20 protein-coding genes are annotated in these 19477 nt (G+C 65.9%); 7 read left to right on the top strand and 13 right to left on the bottom strand.

The genetic code is table 11. The annotated features are described in order from the left end of the window. Positions 1-3: 3 nt before the first annotated feature. The 6 genes from BT108_RS03970 to rpsB all read right to left on the bottom strand — a co-directional run bounded on the left by BT108_RS03970 (position 4) and on the right by rpsB (position 4910). Positions 4-828: a phosphatidate cytidylyltransferase gene (locus tag BT108_RS03970; protein ID WP_072293248.1), complete on the bottom strand. Its 825-nt coding sequence runs from the start codon at positions 826-828 to the stop codon at positions 4-6. Positions 829-861: 33 nt separating this feature from the next. Next, positions 862-1680, bottom strand: coding sequence for a polyprenyl diphosphate synthase (gene uppS / locus BT108_RS03965; RefSeq protein ID WP_072293247.1), 819 nt, complete (start codon positions 1678-1680; stop codon positions 862-864). Positions 1681-1825: 145 nt separating this feature from the next. After that, a complete protein-coding gene (frr, locus tag BT108_RS03960; protein ID WP_072293246.1) occupies positions 1826-2383 on the bottom strand; it encodes a ribosome recycling factor in 558 nt (185 codons plus the stop codon). An 84-nt stretch (positions 2384-2467) separates the two neighbouring features. Further along, positions 2468-3184: a UMP kinase gene (gene pyrH / locus BT108_RS03955; protein WP_072293245.1), complete on the bottom strand. Its 717-nt coding sequence runs from the start codon at positions 3182-3184 to the stop codon at positions 2468-2470. A gap of 5 nt (positions 3185-3189) precedes the next feature. Further along, positions 3190-4098, bottom strand: a complete 909-nt coding sequence (gene tsf / locus BT108_RS03950; RefSeq protein WP_072293244.1) for a translation elongation factor Ts — start codon at positions 4096-4098, stop codon at positions 3190-3192. Positions 4099-4172: 74 nt separating this feature from the next. Then, positions 4173-4910 (bottom strand): 30S ribosomal protein S2, encoded by a 738-nt coding sequence (rpsB, locus tag BT108_RS03945; protein WP_072293243.1) that lies wholly within the window; start codon positions 4908-4910, stop codon positions 4173-4175. A gap of 362 nt (positions 4911-5272) precedes the next feature. Between rpsB and BT108_RS03940 the strand changes: the two genes are divergently transcribed. The 5 genes from BT108_RS03940 to BT108_RS03920 all read left to right on the top strand — a co-directional run bounded on the left by BT108_RS03940 (position 5273) and on the right by BT108_RS03920 (position 7539). Next, a complete protein-coding gene (locus BT108_RS03940; RefSeq protein WP_072293242.1) occupies positions 5273-5689 on the top strand; it encodes an ElaB/YgaM/YqjD family protein in 417 nt (138 codons plus the stop codon). A gap of 38 nt (positions 5690-5727) precedes the next feature. Continuing rightward, positions 5728-6102, top strand: coding sequence for a phage holin family protein (locus tag BT108_RS03935; protein ID WP_072293241.1), 375 nt, complete (start codon positions 5728-5730; stop codon positions 6100-6102). Further along, positions 6099-6446, top strand: a complete 348-nt coding sequence (locus BT108_RS03930; protein WP_072293240.1) for a hypothetical protein — start codon at positions 6099-6101, stop codon at positions 6444-6446. Before BT108_RS03935 ends, BT108_RS03930 begins: the two co-directional genes overlap by 4 nt. 23 nt (positions 6447-6469) lie before the next feature. Next, positions 6470-6790: an EF-hand domain-containing protein gene (locus BT108_RS03925; RefSeq protein WP_072293239.1), complete on the top strand. Its 321-nt coding sequence runs from the start codon at positions 6470-6472 to the stop codon at positions 6788-6790. A gap of 128 nt (positions 6791-6918) precedes the next feature. Beyond that, positions 6919-7539: a shikimate kinase gene (locus BT108_RS03920; RefSeq protein ID WP_255369602.1), complete on the top strand. Its 621-nt coding sequence runs from the start codon at positions 6919-6921 to the stop codon at positions 7537-7539. Here the strand turns inward: BT108_RS03920 and def are convergent. From def to smc, 7 genes are read right to left on the bottom strand one after another with little or no spacing between them, the layout of a single operon-like run. Next, positions 7526-8059, bottom strand: coding sequence for a peptide deformylase (def, locus tag BT108_RS03915; RefSeq protein WP_072293238.1), 534 nt, complete (start codon positions 8057-8059; stop codon positions 7526-7528). The genes BT108_RS03920 and def overlap by 14 nt on opposite strands. Further along, on the bottom strand, positions 8049-8795 hold the full coding sequence (locus tag BT108_RS03910; RefSeq protein ID WP_072293237.1) for an S-methyl-5'-thioinosine phosphorylase: 747 nt from the start codon (positions 8793-8795) through the stop codon (positions 8049-8051). The genes def and BT108_RS03910 overlap by 11 nt, the downstream gene beginning before the upstream one ends. 45 nt (positions 8796-8840) lie before the next feature. After that, positions 8841-9404, bottom strand: a complete 564-nt coding sequence (locus BT108_RS03905) for a hypoxanthine-guanine phosphoribosyltransferase (protein WP_072293236.1) — start codon at positions 9402-9404, stop codon at positions 8841-8843. Between the two features lie 43 nt (positions 9405-9447). Next, entirely contained in the window at positions 9448-10332 is an 885-nt protein-coding gene (galU, locus tag BT108_RS03900) for a UTP--glucose-1-phosphate uridylyltransferase GalU (protein WP_072293235.1), read from the bottom strand. A gap of 26 nt (positions 10333-10358) precedes the next feature. Then, positions 10359-12425, bottom strand: a complete 2067-nt coding sequence (gene ligA, locus BT108_RS03895; protein WP_072293234.1) for an NAD-dependent DNA ligase LigA — start codon at positions 12423-12425, stop codon at positions 10359-10361. A 23-nt stretch (positions 12426-12448) separates the two neighbouring features. Further along, complete coding sequence (locus BT108_RS03890) at positions 12449-13735, bottom strand: cell division protein ZipA C-terminal FtsZ-binding domain-containing protein (RefSeq protein WP_072293233.1); 1287 nt, start codon at positions 13733-13735, stop codon at positions 12449-12451. Then, entirely contained in the window at positions 13732-17268 is a 3537-nt protein-coding gene (gene smc / locus BT108_RS03885; protein WP_072293232.1) for a chromosome segregation protein SMC, read from the bottom strand. The genes BT108_RS03890 and smc overlap by 4 nt, the downstream gene beginning before the upstream one ends. A gap of 204 nt (positions 17269-17472) precedes the next feature. Between smc and queF the strand changes: the two genes are divergently transcribed. Both queF and BT108_RS03875 read left to right on the top strand, forming a co-directional pair. After that, positions 17473-17892: a preQ(1) synthase gene (queF, locus tag BT108_RS03880; protein WP_072293231.1), complete on the top strand. Its 420-nt coding sequence runs from the start codon at positions 17473-17475 to the stop codon at positions 17890-17892. Between the two features lie 41 nt (positions 17893-17933). Next, on the top strand, positions 17934-19475 hold the full coding sequence (locus tag BT108_RS03875; RefSeq protein ID WP_083566197.1) for a transglycosylase SLT domain-containing protein: 1542 nt from the start codon (positions 17934-17936) through the stop codon (positions 19473-19475). Positions 19476-19477: the final 2 nt, after the last annotated feature.

Below are 19477 nucleotides of genomic sequence, written 5' to 3'. Positions count from 1 at the left end.
GGGCTATCGTAGCTCGGATTGTAGGAACAGGAGCGCCAGGGCGGCAATCGGCAACGTCGACGTCAGCGCATCGATGCGGTCAAGTATACCACCGTGGCCGGGCAAAATATTGCCGCTGTCCTTGACGCCGGCGTAGCGCTTCATCGCCGACTCGAACAGATCGCCGACGATGCCCAGCGGCACGAGCGCCATCAGCAGCAGGAACAGCAGCACGCCATCGACCCTTTCCCCGGCAAGGCCGATCCATATGGCCGCATACAGCGCCACAGCGGCCAGCGCGCCCGCCACCCCTTCCCAGGTCTTGCCCGGGCTGATCCGTGGTGCGAGCTTGCGCCGGCCCCAGGCGCGTCCGGCGAAATACGCCGCACTGTCCGAGATCCAGACCGTGGCCATCAGACCCAGCAGCCATAGCGGATCGATCGCACGCAATTGGAACAGGGCGAAGCAGGTGGGAAACAGCAGTATCCAGCCCATCAATCCCAGGACTGCCGGATTGCCGGGAAGGCGGTCGAGTGCGAACAGCAAGGGGACGACCACCATCCAGAATATGGCCGATGTCCCGTATGCCCAGAGAAAGATGCCGGTATGGGAGTCGGCCAGCACGGCGTCGCCCAGCGCGAACAGCAGCTCGCCGCCGATGAGCGCGGTCAGGAGCAGGTAGGCGATGAACTGTCTCAGAGGCAGCTTCGCGAGCCTGCCCCATTCCCATGCGCCGGCCACCGTGAGAACCAGCAGCAGGAGGGTCCAGAAGATCGCGGACAGGTAGAGCAGCGCCGCCAGGAACAGGAGCAGCATGAGAACGGCGGTCAGGATCCGGGTCTTGAGCATGGAATGCGGGCGCGGGCAGCCGGCCGTTCGAGGCTAGCCCAGTTTCACCGCTTTCTTGGTGGACATCTTCTCGGCGATCTTCTTGCGCTCGCCCGCCGCAACCGCCGACTGGAGCTGCTCGCTGGTGCGGCCGAAACGGCGCTCGCGCTGCTGGTAGGAGCGGATCGCCAGATCCAGCGCGCGCCGGTCGAAATCGGGCCACAGCGTATCGGTAAAATACAGTTCCGTATACGCCAGCTGCCACAGCAGGAAATTGCTGATGCGTTTTTCCCCGCCGGTACGGATGAACAGATCGGGTTCCGGGGCGTAGTTCAGCGCGAAGTACGGCATCAAATCCTCCTCCCCGAAGCCGATCGCCAGTTCCGGGCGCTGCGCCAGCATCCGGCGGACCGCCTGCATGATGTCCCAGCGCCCGCCGTAGTTGGCTGCGATGGTCAGGGTGAAGCGGGTATTGTCGGCAGTCAGCACCTCACCGTTGCGAACGAACTCGACGATCCTGGGCTCGAATCTCGACAGATCTCCGATCACCTTGAAGCGGATGCCGTTTTCATGCAGCTTGACGACCTCCTGCTCCAGCACCGTGATGAAGAGCTGCATGAGGAAGGTGACCTCGTCCACCGGCCTGCGCCAGTTCTCGCTGCTGAAGGCGAACAGGGTGAGATACTCCACCCCGTGTTCGACGCACGCCTTGATCGCTGCCCGCACCGTCTCGACCCCACGCTTGTGTCCGGCCACGCGCGGCATGAAGCGCCTTTTCGCCCAGCGTCCGTTCCCGTCCATGATGATGGCGATATGCCGCGGAACCTGGCCGGTTTCGGGTATCTCGCGTGTTGAACTGGTGATCAGGGACATAAGGGAAGTTCAATGAGGCCGTGGTTTCCTTCACGGAAGGTGCGCATGCTGGACCGATATCAAGGATATGAGGAATGTGCGGTGAAGCGGGCACCCCCCGGAGCCGGGAGCCGAACCTCCAGTCCCGCAGCCGACGGCAGGCTGTTCAGACTGCCATGAGTTCCGCTTCCTTGGTTTGCAGCAGCTTGTCGATCTCGGAAATATAGCGATCGGTGAGCTTCTGGATTTCCTCCTGCCCGCGGCGCTCGTCATCCTCGGCGATCGCCTTCTCCTTGAGCAGATCCTTCAGCTGGGCATTGGCGTCGCGCCGGACGTTGCGCATCGCGACGCGCGCGGTTTCCGCCTCCTGCTTCACGATCTTGGTCAGGTCGCGGCGACGCTCCTCGGTCAGCGGCGGCATGGGCACCCGGATGATCTCGCCCACGGTGGCGGGGTTCAACCCCAGATCGGAATTGCGGATCGCCTTCTCGATCGCACCCAGCAGCTTCTTTTCCCAGGGCGCGACGCCGATGGTGCGGGCGTCCAGCAGGTTGACGCTGGCCACCTGGCCGATGGGCGTGGCGGCGCCGTAATAGTCGACCGTGATGTGGTCCAACAGCCCCGTGTGGGCCCGCCCGGTGCGTATCTTGCCCAGATCCTGTCGCAGCGCGTCCAGGCTTTTCTGCATTTTCTGTTCAGCGGATTTCTTGATGTCGGCAGTCATGGCAGTTTAGGTTACGGGAAAACGGCGGTGTTCCCGCGGCGCGCCCCGGCGGTGGCCGGAATGGAACGCGACGTGCGCAGGTTTTCAGGCCTGCACCACGGTTCCCTCGTCCTCGCCCAGCACGATCCGCCTGAGCGCACCCGCCTTGAAGATGCTGAACACGTTGAGCGACAGCTTGTGGTCGCGGCAGAGCGTCAGGGCGGTGGCATCCATCACCCGCAGGTTCCGGCCGATGGCTTCGTCGAACGACAGGCTGCGGTAGCGCGCGGCGTCGGGATTCGTCTTTGGATCATCGGTATAGATGCCATCCACCTTGGTGGCCTTGAGCACGATGTCCACGTTCATTTCCATGCCGCGCAGGGCGGCGGCGGTGTCGGTGGTAAAGAAGGGATTGCCGGTTCCGGCGACGAAGACGACCACTTTGCCTGCCTCCAGATAGCGCAGCGCCTTGCCGCGGACGTAGGGCTCCACCACCTGGTCGATCCGCAGCGCGGACTGAACGCGGCTCGCCAGGCCGGCCCGGCGCAGCGCCTCCTGGAGCGCCAGGCCGTTCATGACCGTGGCCAGCATGCCCATGTAGTCGGCATTCGCACGATCCATCCCGTCTTCGGCGGACGTCATGCCGCGGAAAATGTTGCCTCCGCCGATGACCACGCCGATCTGCACGCCGAGACGGCTCACGTCTCCGATTTCCACCGCGATACGATCGATCATGGCACGGTTGATGCCATAGTCATCCTCGCCCATCAGCGCTTCGCCGGAAAGCTTGAGAAGGATGCGCCTGAAGACGCTGGTCGCCATGATGCCTACCCCGGCTGCGATACCTGATCCACCTTGACCTGATTCACCTGGGCCATCACTTCCGCGGCGAAATCGCCGGACTTCTTCTCTATCCCTTCTCCCACGACGAACAGGGTGAATCCCTTCACCGTGGCGGATTTCTCCGCCAGCAGCTTTTCCACGACCCGGTCCGGATCCTTGACGAAGGGCTGGCCCAGGAGCGTCACTTCGGCAAGGTACTTGGCGATACGCCCTTCCACCATCCTTGCGACGATGTCAGCAGGCTTGCCGCTCTCTGCCGCCTGCGCGGTGTATATCTGCCGTTCGCGCTCCAGCAGGTCGGGGGAGACCTGGTCGCGCGAAACGCACAGCGGCTTGCTGGCGGCGATGTGCATGGCCAGATCCCTGCCCAGGGCTTCATCGCCGCCCGTGTAGTCCACCATCACGCCGATCCTGGTCCCGTGCAGATAGAAGGCCAGATTCCCTTCCGTGACGTGTCGCGCGAAGCGGCGCACGCTGATATTCTCGCCCAGCTTCATGACGAGCCCCTGGCGCAGTCCGTCCACGGTCTCGCCGCCCGGGAGGATCGCGGCCGAAAGCGCCGCGATGTCCGCCACGTCGTTCCCCGCCACCCATTGCGCCAGGTTGCGGGCGAAATCGATGAAATCCTCGTTCCTGGAGACGAAGTCGGTCTCGCAGTTGACCTCCACCAGCGCGCCATGCCTGCCATCGTCGGCGATGCACGCCGCCACCACGCCTTCCGCCGCGATGCGGCCGGCGGCCTTGCCCGCCTTGGCCCCGCTGCGGATCCGCAGCAGGTCCTCCGCCGCCTTCATGTCTCCATCGGTCTCGGCGAGCGCCTTCTTGCACTCCATCATGCCCAGCCCGGTTGTTTCACGCAACGTCTTGACCATCTGCGCGGTGATATCCGCCATGGCGACTCCTGATACGAAATTGGTCGAATCCGCCGCACCCCCCAGCCTGTCAGGCTGCTGTGCATGTGGCGGCCTTACTCCGGGAGGGCCGTTTCGTCCTCCGCCAGCTCGCCCGCCAGGATTTCGTGGACGACCTGGTTGCGACCCTCCAGGATCGCATCCGCAACCCCGCGCGCATACAGCCGTATGGCCTGGCTGGAGTCGTCGTTGCCGGGAATGACGTAGTCCAGGCCCTCGGGACTGTGATTGGTGTCCACCACCCCCACGATGGGAATGCCGAGCTTCTTGGCCTCGACGATCGCACCCTTCTGGTAGCCTACGTCGATCACGAACATGGCGTCCGGGATGCCCTTCATGTCCTTGATGCCGCCCAGGCTGCGATTGAGCTTCTCCAGTTCGCGCTGGATGTCCAGCCCCTCCTTCTTGGACAGCCTGTCCAGCGTGCCGTCCCCCGCCATCGTCTCCATGTCGTGCAGGCGCTTGATGGACTGCTTGATCGTCTTGAAGTTGGTCAGCATCCCGCCCAGCCAGCGCTGGTCGACGTAGGGCGATCCGCTGCGCCGCGCTTCCTCGCGCACGATGTCGCGTGCCTGCCGCTTGGTGCCCACGAACAGGATGCTGCCCTTGTTGGCGGACAGCTGGCGCACGTATTTCATCGCCTCCTGGTACATCACCAGGGTTCTCTCCAGATTGATGATGTGTATCTTGTTGCGATGGCCGAATATATAAGGGGCCATCCTGGGGTTCCAGAAACGGGTCTGGTGTCCGAAGTGGACACCCGCTTCCAGCATTTGCCGCATGGTTACCGACATGAACGGATTCTCCTCTGGGTTGAGCCTCTATCCGCCACAGCCTCTCTGCGCGAGAGCACCCTCGGAACGGGCGGATATGCGAATTCAATCCGGTGCCCGGACGATCGATGGAAAACGGGAATCGACGCCGCCAGCCGGATTAGCGCGGGATTATAGCACCGTTGCGCGCACTTTGTTCAATGAACTGAACCCGCCGCCGATGCTCCGCATCCGGGGACACGGCGCCACCGGCGCAGGCGCAGAGGGCCGCGAAGCAGGCTTTATGTGCGTCGACGCACATACCGGGATCGTCGGTTGCAGGACACTGCTGTTTCATGCTGAAATACCAGTGTACGATACCCATCACATATATGGAGCGATCTATGACGACCAATAATACTTCCAGGACCAAATCGGACGAGGCGCAGGCCGAGGCAAGACATGTGGCGCAACGGGCCGGGGCTTCCGCATCCCGGGTGGGCAGCGCCGCCCGGTCGGCGGGAAAGCGGGTAAGCGACGTCGCCGGCGAGGAACTGTCCAATCTGCGCGCCGACCTGAGCGACCTGATCTCCCGTATCTCCAGCCTGTCGGAAGCGGAGGTGGAGGAAGCCAAGGAAAGGCTGCTGGAGAAGATCGCCGCCGGCAGGGAAACCGCCAGCGAATTGGTCAATGACGCCCGCAACCAATTCGAGCACGGAGTGGAATGCTCACGGGACTACGTCAAGGAACATCCCATCCAGTCGGTAGGCTACGCCGCCCTGACCGGCCTTCTGCTCGGCCTGCTGATCGCCCGTCGGTAGGATGCGTCCGGTAAGCGCTGCAACCAGGGCGTCCCGCCGTGTTTGAGTCTCTGCAGAAGGCCCGGTATCTGGCGGGCATGGCGCTGGAGCGCGTCGACGACTACCTGCAGCTGGTCAGGATATCCGCGGAGATCCAGAGGCAGGAGCTGAAGAGACGAATCGTCGGCTTCCTGATCATGGGCATGCTGGTCCTCCTTGCCCTGATCTTCCTGGGGCTGGCGATCGTCGTCACCTTCTGGGACACCCCCTACCGCACGATCTCCGCATGGGCAGTGGCTGCCGTCTACGGCTTGGGCGCGGTCGTGGCGTACCTCGTCCTGAATGACGGAAGCATAGCGAAACCGGCCTCTCCGTTCGAGACGCTGCGCGACGAACTGCAGCAGGATATCAAGCTGATGAAGGATGTGGGATGAGCGCTCCCTCCTCCCTGGAGGAAGAGAAAACCGCCCTGCTGGCACGCATGCAGGCGCGTCGCGATGCCTATCGCGCCCGGTTCGTCAGGGCGGAGGCATCGCGCCATGCGCCCTCCGCGTTTCCGCGCAGCCACACCTTCAGGTTCCTGGCACGGCACCCCTATTCCCTCACCCTGGGACTGGCGGCCGTCATCGTGCTGGCACCGCGACCGTCCCTGCGTGCCGCCACCAGAGGCGGCGCCCGCCTGACATCCGGACTGCTGAGCGGCCCGGTCAGGGCGCTGCTGGCACGGCAGCTGCTGCCGTCGATGATACGTCTGCTGCGTGCCCGCGGCAGGTACTGAGCATTCACCGGAGGAGCATCGGCATGCACCCATTTTCCCGGAGCACACTTGAAAGCCGAGGCAGAGGGAACGCGTCTGCGCCCCTCCGGCGGCGGCTGGCATGGGCAGCCGCCGCGCTGATCGCCTGTGCCGCCGCGCAGGCGCAGGCGCCGACAGACGGTCCCGAGGACGGCGTCCCTCCCCCGTGGGAACTGTACGACACGGACAAGGACGGCTATGTCAGCGCAGAGGAGGCCGAGGCGCAGAAGATGCCGGCAAGCGTGTTCAGAAGCCTGGATATGGATCGGGACGGCAGGCTGAACCGGGAGGAATTCAGCGTCGCCCCGCTGCTGCCCGCCGAGTAGGAGCGAGGCAGCCCCACCCCACTGCCTGCCGAGGCCGCTCCCGCGAACCCGGCATTCTCGCCGCCCGGCATTTCCGCTACAATGGACGGATGGACTCCATCCTTGCACCCTCTGTGCCGGCCCCAGGGATGGGCGAGCGGCATCGCACCCCCGACAACATCCTGCTGATAGGCATGATGGGTGCAGGGAAAACCACCATCGGCAAGCTGCTGGCGAACCTTCTGGGAAGAACCTTTCTCGATTCGGATCGCGAGATCCAGAGGCGTACCGGCGTCGATATCCCCGTGATCTTCGAAATCGAGGGTGAATCGGGATTTCGCCGGCGCGAGGCCGAGGTCCTGACGGATTTGCTGCAAAGGCGGGATATCGTGCTCGCCACCGGCGGAGGCGCCGTGCTCCAGCGGGAAAACCGGGAGTTGCTGAAGCGCAGCGGCACGGTCATCTATCTCAAGGCAGCGGTGGACGACCTGTGGCGCCGCACCCGGCAGGACCGCAACCGGCCGCTGCTGCAGACCTCCGATCCGCGCCAGAGGCTGCTCGAACTGTATGCCCAGCGCGACCCGCTCTACCGCGAAACGGCCCATATCATCGCTGAAAGCGGAAAACGCAGCGCTCGCCACCTGGCGCAGGAACTCGCGCAGGTGATCCGCGCCGATACGGCATCGCCGGAGGAATCCGACGTACCCGGGTCCATGGGCATGGACCGCAAGGACCGCCTGGGCGCGCGCCCGCTGCCTAATCGTCCGTAAGCGCCTGGCCCGGGAACAGGGTGTCGGTGAAGCCGAAGGTGCGAAAATCGGTGATGCGCATGGGATACAGTATGCCCTGCAGGTGATCGCACTCATGCTGCACCACGCGAGCATGGAAACCCTCGGCCACGCGATCGATGGCTTCGCCGTGCCGATCCCGGCCCCGGTAGCGTAGCCTGGTGAACCGCGGCACCATGCCGCGCATGCCCGGCACGCTGAGGCAGCCCTCCCAGCCCTGCTCCTGCTCCTGCGTCAGGGGCGCAATCTCGGGATTGATCAGTTCGGTGAACGGCACCTCCTCCGCATCGGGGTAGCGCGGGTTGCGCCGCACCCCGAATATCACGACCTGGAGATCCACCCCGATCTGCGGCGCGGCCAGCCCTGCGCCGTCCAGTGCCGCCATCGTGTCATGCATGTCCTGTAGCAGGGCGTCGAGTTCGGGTGTGTCGAACGCCTCCACCTTGCGCGCGACCTGAAGCAGGCGGGGATCGCCCATCTTCAATACGGTCCTAGTCGGCATCGAGTTCCACCGCCCATTCAAGCATGCTCCGGACGCCCACCATGGCCTTCTCCAGCACGGCATGCGCGTCTTTGAGGTGGATGGCGCGTGCGCTCGTCGCCCGGCCCGCGGCATGGTTCGCGACCACCGCGATGGTCGCGTAACACAGGTGCAGTTCCTTGGCCAGCGCAGCCTCCGGCATGCCGGTCATGCCCACCATGTCCACGCCATCCCGCTCCAGCCGGTCGATTTCCGACGCGGTCTCCAGGCGCGGCCCCTGGGTCGCGCCATACACGCCGCCGTCGATGATGGCCTGACGGGCGCGGTCCGCCGCCTGCAGCAGACGTTCCCGCGTCAGCGGGCAGTAGGGCTCGGTGAAATCGATATGGGTGACGGGACGATCGGTGGTGTCGTAGTAGGTATGCTTGCGCCCATGGGTGTAGTCGATGATCTGGTGGGGAATGACGATGCTGCCGGGCGCGAGATCGCTGCGTATCCCGCCTACCGAGGCCACGGATATCACGCGGGTCAGACTCAGCGAGTGCAGCGCCCACAGATTGGCACGATAGTTCACCACGTGCGGCGGGATGGTATGGCCGTAGCCATGGCGCGCGAGAAAGACGACCTCGTGATCCTTGATCCGGCCGAAGGTCAGCGGCCCCGAGGGCTCGCCATAGGGCGTGCGTATCACCTGCCGGTTCGACACTTCCAGGCAGGCAAGCTGTGCCATTCCGGTACCGCCTATGATTGCCAGCATGTTGTCATGATCGATGAAGAACGGTGGAAAAATGCGGCAGACCCGTCAATCCGGGGTCCGTGGCGGTTCGCGCAGCGCGTAGACCGCGGGCAGATTCCGCCACGCGCCGTGGATGTCCATGCCGAAACCGAACACATAGCAATTGGGCACCACGATACCGACGAAGTTCGCCTCGACCGGCTTGGCCCTGCCGAGACACTTCTCGGCGAATACGGCGCTGTAGAACGCCGCCGCGCCGTGTCCCAGGACCCAGTCACGGATCACCGCGAGCGTGATGCCCTCGTCGAGTATGTCATCCAGCACCAGCACCACCCTGCCGCGGACGCTCTCGCGCGGGATCGTCCTCCAGCTGATGTCTCCACCCCGGATCTCGTTGTCGTAGCGGCTGACGTGCACGTAGTCGAAATCCAGCGGAAACGCCAGCCGGGGCAGCAGCTGGCCGGTGAACACCACCGCGCCGCCCATGACGCTCAGTACCAGCGGATGGCTGTGCGACAGCTCCGCCGTGATGGCCGCGGCCATGTCCGCCACCGCCCGCGACACCGCCTCCTCGGAACAGATCAGCTCTGCCCGCTCGAGTATGCCGGTCGCCTCCTCCGCGGACAGCATGGGCCGTCAGCCGGGCGTCACGGGAAACGGGCACGGTGCCATCTCAGGCGAGAGAGCCGCAGCGTTCGAACGTGTCCAGGTACTCGGAAAATTCCCTGCCCACCTCGGGATGCCCGAGCGCCAGCGCGATCGTCGCCTTGAGATAGCCGATCTTGGTGCCGCAATCGTAGCGGGTACCGGAAAACTCATAGGCCAGCGCCTGGTCTTCCTGCAGCAGGGAGGCGATGCCGTCGGTCAACTGGATTTCGCCACCCGCTCCCGGCGTCACTCTTTCGAGGTGGTCGAATATGCGGGGCGTGAGCACGTAGCGGCCCACCACGCCCAGCGTCGAGGGTGCGTGCTCCGGCCGCGGCTTCTCGACGATGCCGGCGATGGGATACAGCCCATCCGCCCCGCCTTCGCAGCGCACGATGCCGTAGCTGCCCGTCTCAGCGGGCTCGACGTTCTGCACCGCCAGTATCGAGCAGCGATGGCGCTCATAGACGTCGGTCATCTGCCGCATGATGGGGGGCCTGCCGATCAGCAGGTCGTCCGCCAGCAGCACCGCGAACGGCGCATCCCCCACGGCGGGGCGCGCGCACAGCACCGCATGGCCCAGCCCCAGGGCCTCGGACTGGCGGATGTAGATGCAGGAGACGTTCTTCGGCAGGATGCCGCGCAGCACCTCCAGGGTTTCTGTCCTGCCGCGGGCCTGCAGTTCCGTTTCCAGTTCGTACGCCTTGTCGAAATGATCCTCGATCGCACGCTTGTTGCGGCCCGTGATGAAGATCATTTCCGTGATGCCCGCCGCGATGGCTTCCTCGACCGCATACTGGATCAGGGGCTTGTCCACGATCGGCATCATCTCCTTGGGACTGGCCTTGGTGGCCGGAAGGAAGCGCGTGCCCATCCCCGCCACCGGGAAGACCGCCTTGGTTATTTTCGTCATAGGTGTGTGTCTCTGCTAGAAAAGATTCAGGAATGCAGGGGATCATCCGGGCTGTCGCACCCCCGCGCCAGCAATTGTAGCAGCCCCGCCTCGTCCAGGATGGGTATCTCGAGCTCGATCGCCCTGTCGTACTTGCCGCCCGGATCGGCGCCGGCGACGAGGTAGTCGGTCTTCTTCGAGACGCTGCCCACGACCCGGCCTCCGGCGGCCTCGATCCTTTCCCTGGCCTCCTCGCGCACCAGGGTCGGCAGCGTCCCCGTCAGCACGAAGTTCCTGCCGCCCAGCCCGCCCGGGCCATCGGCCGGGATGGCGCCCGGATGTTCGTCCCACGTCACGCCGGCGGCGCGCAGCTGCTCGATGACCTCGACGTTGTGGGGCTCGGCGAAGAATCCGGCGATGCTCTCCGCCACCACCGGGCCGACGTCCGGCACCTGCTGCAGGGCCTGCCTGCCGGCGGCCGCCAGCCGGTCGAGGCTGCCGAAGTGGCGCGCAAGCGCCTTGGCAGTGGCTTCCCCGACGTTGCGGATGCCCAGGGCGTACACGAACCGCGCCAGCGTGGTGCGCCGGCTGTTTCCGATGGCGGCGACGAGATTGTCGGCCGACTTCTCCGCCATGCGTTCCAGCGCCGCCAGCGCTGCCACGCCCAGGCGGTAGAGATCTGCGGGCGTCCTGACGATGGCCTGGTCCACCAGCTGCTCCACCAGTCTTTCACCCAGGCCGTCGATGTCCATGGCGCGGCGCGAAGCGTAGTGCAGGAGCGCCTGCTTGCGCTGCGCCGGACAGTACAGTCCGCCGCTGCAGCGCGTCACGGCCTCTCCCGGCAGGCGCAGCGCGCGCGCACCGCAGACCGGGCAATGATCGGGCATGGCGAAGGGCCGGGCATCGGCCGGCCGCTGTTCCCTCTGCACCGCCATCACCTCGGGGATCACGTCTCCGGCGCGGCGCACGATCACGCTGTCGCCGATCATCAGGTCCTTGCGCCGTATCTCGTCCTCGTTGTGCAGCGTCGCATTGGTCACGGTCACCCCGCCCACGAACACCGGCTCCAGCCGGGCAACCGGGGTCAGCGCCCCGGTCCTGCCCACCTGCACGTCGATCCCCAGTACCCGTGTGGCTGCCTCCTGGGCCGGAAACTTGTGCGCCAGGGCGAACCTGGGCGCCCGCGACACGTACCCGAGCGCCGCCTGCTGCGCCAGGTCGTCCACCTTGTACACCGTGCCGTCCATGTCGTAGGGCAGGATGGCCCGCATTTCCTCCATGTTTCGATGATAGGCCAGCAGCGCCGCCGCGCCCGTGACCACGCGGCGCTCCTGCACCACGGGAAAGCGCAGCGACGCCAGACGGTCCAGGATGCTGCTGTGCCGGTCGCACGGCATCCCTGGCCCCTCGCTTGCGCCGACCCCGTATGCGAAGAACGCAAGCCTGCGCGTGGCGGTGACGCCGGAGTCGAGCTGCCGCAGCGCGCCGGCGGCGGCATTGCGCGGATTGATGAATACCTTCCCGCCCTTCTCGCGCTGCTCCCGGTTGAGCCTGTCGAAGTCGTCCCGCAGCATCAGCACCTCGCCCCGCACCTCCAGCAGGGCCGGGATCGGAATCCCGTCCGCGGCCTGCAGGCGCAGCGGAATGGCGCGCAGGGTGCGCAGGTTCGGCGTGACGTCCTCGCCGACGTACCCGTCTCCCCGGGTCGCACCCGCCACCAGCACCCCACCCTCGTAGCGCAGGCTCACGGCAAGGCCATCGAACTTGGGCTCCACCGCGTAGGCTACGCTTTCCACTCCCAGAGCCTGGCGCACGCGTCGGTCGAATGCCTCCACCTCGCCCGTATCGAACGCGTTGCCTAGGGAGAGCATCGGCATGCCGTGCGTCACCCGCGGGAAGGCCGCGAGCGGGGCGGCGCCCACGCGCTGCGTGGGCGAATCCGGCGTGGCGAGGAGCGGATAGCGCCGCTCCAGATCCTGCAGCGCCCGCATCAGTCGATCATATTCGGCGTCCGGGACGAGGGGCGCGTCCAGCACGTAGTACCGCTCGTTGTGCCGTTCCAGCGCGGTGCGCAGCGCCAGGGCCTGTTGCCTGATCTCGTCGGGGAGGCCCACTCAGCCCTGGCGGTGGAAGTGGCTCATGCAAACAGCCTCAGCGCGACCTCGCCGCCCGCAGGAATCCCCCGCGCCCGCATCGAGGACTGTATCACGCCCAGCTGCTGCCTGATCTTGCCGATGCCGGCGTCGCTCAATGTAACGCCGTTGTCATCGACCATGATGCCGCCCAGGGTGTCCGCGAAGCTCCGGGCAAGATGCGTCATGTCGTCGAACGCCCTCTCGCCGTCCGCGACGCGTGGGACATCCAGCAGAAAGGTGATGCCGCGTGTCGTCAGGATGCGCATGCCGTCGGCGAGAAACGGCGACGCTTCCTGGTTGCCCAGGAAAAACCGCAGGGTGCCGTCTTCGCCGCGATGGCCGAAGGTACCGTTCGCCCCCAGCCTGAAACCCGATGCTTCCGCCAGGACCTGTATCTTGGCGCCGGTAAAGACGCCGCTGTCCCGGCTGATGATGTTGAGTCCCACCATCACGTCCACTTCCGCGCAGAACTGATCCAGCGACAGTGCCCGGGCATGGGCCGTGCGCACATCCTGGGCATCCAGTGCCGCTTGGGTGCGCGCAGCGAGATGCTGCGCCATGTCGTGGAAGCCGGACAGGCTGACCTCGCTGACGGGCCCGGCCCGATCGGCCAGCTGCAGGCAACCTTTCATGATCAGGAAGCCGCTCCTGCCGAGTGCCTCGGCCGTCATCTCCTCCCAGGGCGCACCCGCCTTCCTTTGCCCCAGCCAGCGTACCGGCTTGCCGAAATCGAACTTGCGCTGCAACACCTCCGCCAGCTCCGCCTCCGTCGCGGGCACCGCGGCATGGAGGTTGACGACGTAGTCGATTTCCGCCACGCCGCCTTCCCCTGACGCCGGTACTGGCGTGGGGGTCGGCGTGGGGGCCGGCGTGGGCGCTGGCATGGGCGAAGACGCCGCATTGGCCGGTGGGATCGATGTGATCGGATCGTCGGGTGCCGCTGCATCGATGCCGGCAGCCACCGCAGCCGTGCCGAGATCCCCGGATTCGCCGGCATCGGCCAGGGCACCGGATGCCTCCGGCTCCGCGCTCACACTCGTGGGCGGGAGCGGGGGAAGCGGGTACGCGTCGCTGCGCAGCTGCGGTTCTACCCGGCCGCCCATGGCTGCGGCGTCGTCTCCCTCCGGCCTCAGCAATACATCCTCGTGCTCGCGTGCGAACGCCTTCCTCGATTCCCGCCGGTAGCGCCGCTGCTGCATCCAGTTGAAGAGGGCCACTCCCAGCACCAGTACCAGACCGATGGCGACCAGGCCGATGCGCAGCTCGTTCATGTCCGCCGTGTCGATCATGTCGCCATGACCGCATCGCCCAGCCGGACGGCTTCTTCGATCTCCACCGCCACCACCCGCGACACCCCTTGCTCCTGCATGGTGACCCCTATCAACTGCTGCGCCATCTCCATCGTGATCTTGTTGTGACTGATGAACAGGAACTGGGTCTGATGCGACATCTTCTTCACCAGGTTGCAGAAACGCTCGGTATTGCTGTCGTCCAGCGGTGCATCCACCTCGTCCAGCAGGCAGAAGGGTGCCGGATTCAGCCGGAACAGCGAGAACACCAGCGCCAGCGCCGCCAGGGCCTTCTCGCCGCCGGAGAGCAGATGGATCGAACTGTTCTTCTTGCCCGGGGGCTGCGCCAGGAATTGTACGCCCGAATCGAGAATTTCCTCACCTTTCAGCACCAGCCGCGCCTGCCCGCCGTCGAACATGACCGGAAACAGTTCGTCCAGGTGGGCATTGACCTGCTCCACCGTCTCCAGCAGGCGCGCGCGCGTCTCGTGGTCGATGCGGCGGATCGCACTTTCCAGCGTCTCCACCGCCTCCGTCAGATCCTGTACCTGGGAATCGAGGTATGTCTTGCGCGCCTGGGCCGCCTGCAGCTCTTCCAGCGCGCCCAGATTGACCGCCCCCAGAGCGGCAATCGCGGCACCGAGACGGTCGATCTCGGCCTGCAGGGAGGATGGGCGCGCCTTGCCGAGCATCTGCGCCAGCGCATCCTCATCCGCACCCGCGTCCCTCAACCGCGTCTCGAACTGCCCTTCGATGATCCTGGCCTCCTGCTCCTTGAGGCGGGCCTCGTTCATGGCATCCCGCAACGGATGCAACGCCTGCTCCGATGTCATGCGCGCCTGCTCCATGCCGCGCAAATCGTCCGACACCTGTTCCAGTTCGTCGCGCGCCTGCGCCAGCGCCTGCTCGCGCTGCTCCTGCAGCGACAGCCATTCCTGCAGGCGCTCATGCAGCGGCGCTTCGTCGAGCTCGCACTGGTCGCGCTGCAGCCTTTCCAGGTTCCCCCTCAGTTCCCCGGCGTTCTCCCCGACCAGCCGGATGGCGTTTTCCATCTCCAGTATCTTGTTCTGGCAGGCCTTTTCATGGAACAGGGCTCCCTGTGCCGCCCGTTCCCGGTCTTGCGCCAGCCGGCGCTGGCGCTGCAGGCGCTGCTCCGCAGCGTCGCGCGCCAGGGCTTCCTGTCCGGCCTGCTCCCGCAGGCGCCCGATCTGCTCCTGGCACCCTGCCAGCCTGGCCTGGGCCTCCTCGATACGCGCGGTCTCCGCGACCCGCTGGTGATCGATCTCGGCCAGCTCCTCCTCCAGCTGTCCCCTGCGCCGGTCGACATGCTCGATCGCCTGGGTGCGCTTCATCCGCTGCATCTGCACGTCGTGATGTATCCGCTGCAACCCGCCCGACTCGTCGCGCAGGCGCGACACCGACACTTCCAGTGCGTGGCAGTCCGCCTGCGCCTGGGCCAGGGCATCCGCCTCGACCGCGAGACGCGCTTCGAACGCGCCGATCTCCACCTCGATCTGCGCCATCTCGCGCTGGCGCACCAGCACCCCGTGCAACTGGGAATCGGGCGCATAGTAGGTCAGGCTGTGGCGCGTCACCACGTGGCCCTCCCGGGTGACCAGCGCTTCGCCGGGTTCGAGCCTCGCCCGTTGCGCGAGACCGGCCTCCACCCCCTCGATCGCGAACACGCCTCCCAGCCACTCGCCCAGCACGGCTTCCGCGCCCGCACTGGCGCAGGTCAGGTAACGGCGCAGCGGTATCCAGCTTTCCCTGGCTTCCGTTCCGGCGGGCGCACGCTCCACCGGAAACGGCTCGGGCTCGTACAGCGACCACTTCGCGGGCGGCGGATCATCCAGCCATCCATGCGCCTCCTCCAGCCGCGCCAGCCCAGCACCGTTGAGCCGCTCGCGCAGCACCGCCTCCAGCGCATCCTCCCATCCCGCTTCGATCCGGATCCCCTGCCACAGGCGCGGCACCGCCTCCAGTCGCTGCCTGGCAAGCCAGGCACTCATCTCCTGGCTACCCTCCAGCCGCTGCTGCAGGCGCTCCATGGCGGCGAGGCGGGCCTGCGCCTGGGTCATTCGCTGCTCCAGATCCTGCACCGTGCGAACCTGCTCCTGCCTGGCGGCATTCGCGGCCGGCAGCTGCCGTTCGGCGTGGGCCAGCGCCTCCTGCTTCTGCGCCAGGCCGGCCGCGATGTCCTCTGCCTGCTCATGCAGGAGCGACAGCTCTCCGATGTCCGTCTGGGGCAGTGCGGCGCGCTCGGCCTCGAGCCGCGCCTGGCGTGCCGCAAGCTGCTGCAGGATTCTCTCCGCATGGGCACGATGGCTTTCCTCCAGGCGGCCGCTCTGTTCCTCCAGCAGCAGGTACCGATGAACCTCGGCCAGGCGTTCCTGGCATGCACGCAGGGCCGATTCCGCCTGCGGCAGGTTGCCGCTCTCCCGCATGGCCTCATCCCTGGCGGCTTCGCAGGCGACGCGTGCGCGCTCCGCCTCCTCGCGCCAGTGCGTCACGCCGGCGGCGGCCTCCCGCATCTGTTGCTCATGGTGCTCGAGCTGACCCCGCATCGCCGCGATCTGCTGCTCCATGCGCTGCCGATTCTCGCGCAGGTGGCGTATCTGCTGCTCCAGATGCGCCACCTCGGCATTGGCGGCGTACAGTTCGCCCTGGGCCTCCTGCAGGCCCTCCCCGGCGGCGGCATGCCGGACGCGCTGTGCTTCCAGGCGCCGTTCCGCCCTGCGCAGATTCGCGGTCTCGAGTTCGAATGCTTCCTGCAGGGCATGGAGCCCTTTCTCGGCGGTCGCACGTTGCGCGGCGGCCTCTCGCTTTCGGGCCAGCCACAGCAGATTCTGCACGGTCTGCAGCCTGGACGTCATGTCCGCGTGGCGGGAGGCGATCTCGGCCTGCTCCTCCAGGCGCTGCAATTGCGTCCCCAGCTCCCGGGCGATATCGCCCGTCCGGAGCAGGTTCTCGCGCGTGTCGCCCAGGCGCAGCCCTGTTTCGCGGCGGCGCTCCCGATACTTCGACACGCCCGCCGCCTCCTCCAGGAAAACGCGCAGCTCCTCCGGCTTGGCCTCGATGATGCGGGAAATCATGCCCTGTTCGATGATGGCATAGCCACGCCCGCCGATGCCGGTGCCCAGGAAGATGTCGGTGACGTCGCGGCGGCGTACGTGGACGTTGTTGATATGGTAGGTCGACTCGCCATCGCGATGCAGGATCCGCTTGATGCTGATTTCCGCATAGCTGGACCACTGGCCTGCGGCCCTGCCCAGATGATTGTCGAACACCAGTTCCACGCTGGCCCGTCCCACCGGCTTGCGCCGGGCCGATCCATTGAAGATGACATCCTGCATGGATTCGCCCCGCAGCGTGGATGCGCGCGATTCTCCCAGCACCCAGCGCACGGCATCGACGATATTGGATTTGCCGCACCCGTTCGGCCCGACCACACCGACGAGATCCCCCGGTACGGGAATGGCCGTGGGGTCGACGAAGGACTTGAAACCCGCGAGCTTGATGTGAGAGAGACGCAATGTATCGTTCGTGAACGGTTATAATCTCGATCCTGGCGCACTGCCGCGCGGCCTGGAACCGGAGCACGCCGTCTCCGGGGAAGCAGGCACGGACAGGGGCGGCACGCAATCCGAATAACGGGCCATCCCTTCCCGGATGATCCCGATGCGCCAGGACAGGCGAAGAGCCTGATTCTAACCGATTTGATCGAGGCAGGAAAAAGAATGCCCAGCCAACCCTCGAAAGCCCTGGAGGTCTTTCCCAATCCCACGCCCGCGCGGGACTACCACATCCACATGGAGATACCGGAGTTCACCTGCCTGTGCCCGAAGACCGGCCAGCCGGACTTCGCCACGCTGATCCTGGACTATGTTCCCGACAGGCGGTGCGTCGAGCTCAAGAGCCTGAAGCTCTATATCTGGTCCTACCGCGATGAAGATGCGTTCCACGAGGCGGTCACGAATCGCATCGTCGACGATCTGTCCGCCGTGCTGAAACCCAGGTACCTGCGGCTCACAGCCCGGTTCTTCGTGCGCGGCGGCATCTACACCACCGTGGTGGCGGAACACCGCAAACGCGGCTGGAAACCGCCGCCCAGGGTGGAACTGGGTCATTTCGAGAGTCCATCCCCGACACGCGGATGATGGCCGGCCTGCCCCGGCACGGCGCTCGACGGCGCGCGCCCATGCCGCACTCTCCCTTCCGGCACCTTCCTCTGTTCCGCGCCCGCGGCGTGGCCGCGCGTCTGACGGCAAGGATGCGGAAGGCCCGGCGGGCGCTGGCCCTCGTCCTTTCCATGATTGCCATGATTCCCGCGGCACAGGCGACGGATCCCGTCGTGCAGCCGCCCGTCCGATCCGAGCCCGCTCTGCATGGGATCCTCCGCGCACAGGGAACCGGGCCATTCGAGGACGGGACGGGCCCATTCGGAGACGAAGGCGATGAATCGGTGCATGCCCCGGCACGCTCTCCCGATGCCGCGGCGGATCTGTGGCAGCGCATCCGCAGCGGATTCGCCATGACGTCCGTCGACAGCGATGAAGTCCGCAACGGAGAGGATTTCTACGTCAGCCATCCAAAGTACGTGCAGCGCATCATCGAACGCAGCAGACGCTACCTGTTCCATATCGTCGAAGAGGTGGAGCGCCGGCGCATGCCTACCGAGATCGCCCTGCTGCCCATCATCGAAAGCGCCTTCAATCCCAGGGCCTATTCCCCCAGCCACGCCTCGGGCATCTGGCAGTTCATCCCCTCCACCGCGAAGAATCACGGTCTGAAGCAGAGCTGGTGGCGCGACGAACGACGGGACATCATCGCCGCCACCCGCGCCGCACTGGATTACCTCCAGACCCTGTACGGCATGTTCGGCGACTGGGAGCTCGCCCTGGCCTCCTACAACTGGGGAGAAGGCGCGGTGGCGCGCTCCCTCACCAGGAACCGCGACAGCGGCCTGCCGGCGGACTTCCGGAGCATCAGCCTGCCGCCCGAGACCCAAAACTATGTTTCCCGCCTGATCGCCATCCGAAACATCATCTCCAATCCCGCCATGTTCGGCATCGAACTGGAATCGGTTCCCAATCACCCCTATTTCGGGGAAGTGGCGGCTACCCGCCACATGGATGTCAGGCTGGCGGCGAAGCTTGCGAGCATCTCCGTGGACGAGTTCCGCGCACTCAATCCCGCCCACAACAGGCCCGTGATCAACGTCAGCGAATCACGCAGCGTCCTGCTTCCGATAGACAAGGTGGACACATTCCTGGAAAACCTGAGGAATCATGAGGCCGCGCTGGTATCGTGGCGGCTCTATCGGGTGGAACGCCCGGAGCATGCCGAGGCGATCGCGGCACGGCACGGCATCAGCACACGACGCCTGAAGGAAGTCAACGACCTCTACGGCAACGGCGCCATTCCTCCGGGACAGCTGCTGCTGGTGCCGTCCGGCAACGGTACCGACGACGGCGACATCTCGATGATGAACGACCGGCTTGCGATGCCGGGAACATCCGAGCGCACGGTCGTTCATACCGTCGCGAAGGGGGATGCCCTGTCCACCATCGCCCGGCGCTACGGGGTCACGGTGAGTCAGCTCAGGACATGGAACCGCACGACCGAACGGCTTCGCATCGGCCAGACGTTGCGGATCAAGCAGAGCCGGTTCGCGGGCACGCCGCCCGTTGCAGCAGAGGCGCTCCGCCTCCACCGGTCGACGCCGAACCCGCGCATGTAGGG

The sequence above is a fragment of the Nitrosovibrio sp. Nv17 genome, from assembly GCF_900119085.1.
In the GTDB taxonomy this organism is placed as follows: Bacteria; Pseudomonadota; Gammaproteobacteria; order Burkholderiales; family Nitrosomonadaceae; genus Nitrosospira.
This window is presented reverse-complemented; position numbering and strand designations above follow the sequence as displayed.

What these genes read in the sequence shown, in the direction of transcription:
- BT108_RS03970 (WP_072293248.1), bottom strand. Translation starts at nt 828, where the DNA reads ATGCTCAAGACCCGGATCCTGACCGCCGTTCTCATGCTGCTCCTGTTC.
- uppS (WP_072293247.1), bottom strand. Translation starts at nt 1,680, where the DNA reads ATGTCCCTGATCACCAGTTCAACACGCGAGATACCCGAAACCGGCCAG.
- frr (WP_072293246.1), bottom strand. Translation starts at nt 2,383, where the DNA reads ATGACTGCCGACATCAAGAAATCCGCTGAACAGAAAATGCAGAAAAGC.
- pyrH (WP_072293245.1), bottom strand. Translation starts at nt 3,184, where the DNA reads ATGGCGACCAGCGTCTTCAGGCGCATCCTTCTCAAGCTTTCCGGCGAA.
- tsf (WP_072293244.1), bottom strand. Translation starts at nt 4,098, where the DNA reads ATGGCGGATATCACCGCGCAGATGGTCAAGACGTTGCGTGAAACAACC.
- rpsB (WP_072293243.1), bottom strand. Translation starts at nt 4,910, where the DNA reads ATGTCGGTAACCATGCGGCAAATGCTGGAAGCGGGTGTCCACTTCGGA.
- BT108_RS03940 (WP_072293242.1), top strand. Translation starts at nt 5,273, where the DNA reads ATGACGACCAATAATACTTCCAGGACCAAATCGGACGAGGCGCAGGCC.
- BT108_RS03930 (WP_072293240.1), top strand. Translation starts at nt 6,099, where the DNA reads ATGAGCGCTCCCTCCTCCCTGGAGGAAGAGAAAACCGCCCTGCTGGCA.
- BT108_RS03925 (WP_072293239.1), top strand. Translation starts at nt 6,470, where the DNA reads ATGCACCCATTTTCCCGGAGCACACTTGAAAGCCGAGGCAGAGGGAAC.
- BT108_RS03920 (WP_255369602.1), top strand. Translation starts at nt 6,919, where the DNA reads ATGGGCGAGCGGCATCGCACCCCCGACAACATCCTGCTGATAGGCATG.
- def (WP_072293238.1), bottom strand. Translation starts at nt 8,059, where the DNA reads ATGCCGACTAGGACCGTATTGAAGATGGGCGATCCCCGCCTGCTTCAG.
- BT108_RS03910 (WP_072293237.1), bottom strand. Translation starts at nt 8,795, where the DNA reads ATGCTGGCAATCATAGGCGGTACCGGAATGGCACAGCTTGCCTGCCTG.
- BT108_RS03905 (WP_072293236.1), bottom strand. Translation starts at nt 9,404, where the DNA reads ATGCTGTCCGCGGAGGAGGCGACCGGCATACTCGAGCGGGCAGAGCTG.
- galU (WP_072293235.1), bottom strand. Translation starts at nt 10,332, where the DNA reads ATGACGAAAATAACCAAGGCGGTCTTCCCGGTGGCGGGGATGGGCACG.
- BT108_RS03890 (WP_072293233.1), bottom strand. Translation starts at nt 13,735, where the DNA reads ATGATCGACACGGCGGACATGAACGAGCTGCGCATCGGCCTGGTCGCC.
- queF (WP_072293231.1), top strand. Translation starts at nt 17,473, where the DNA reads ATGCCCAGCCAACCCTCGAAAGCCCTGGAGGTCTTTCCCAATCCCACG.
- BT108_RS03875 (WP_083566197.1), top strand. Translation starts at nt 17,934, where the DNA reads ATGCCGCACTCTCCCTTCCGGCACCTTCCTCTGTTCCGCGCCCGCGGC.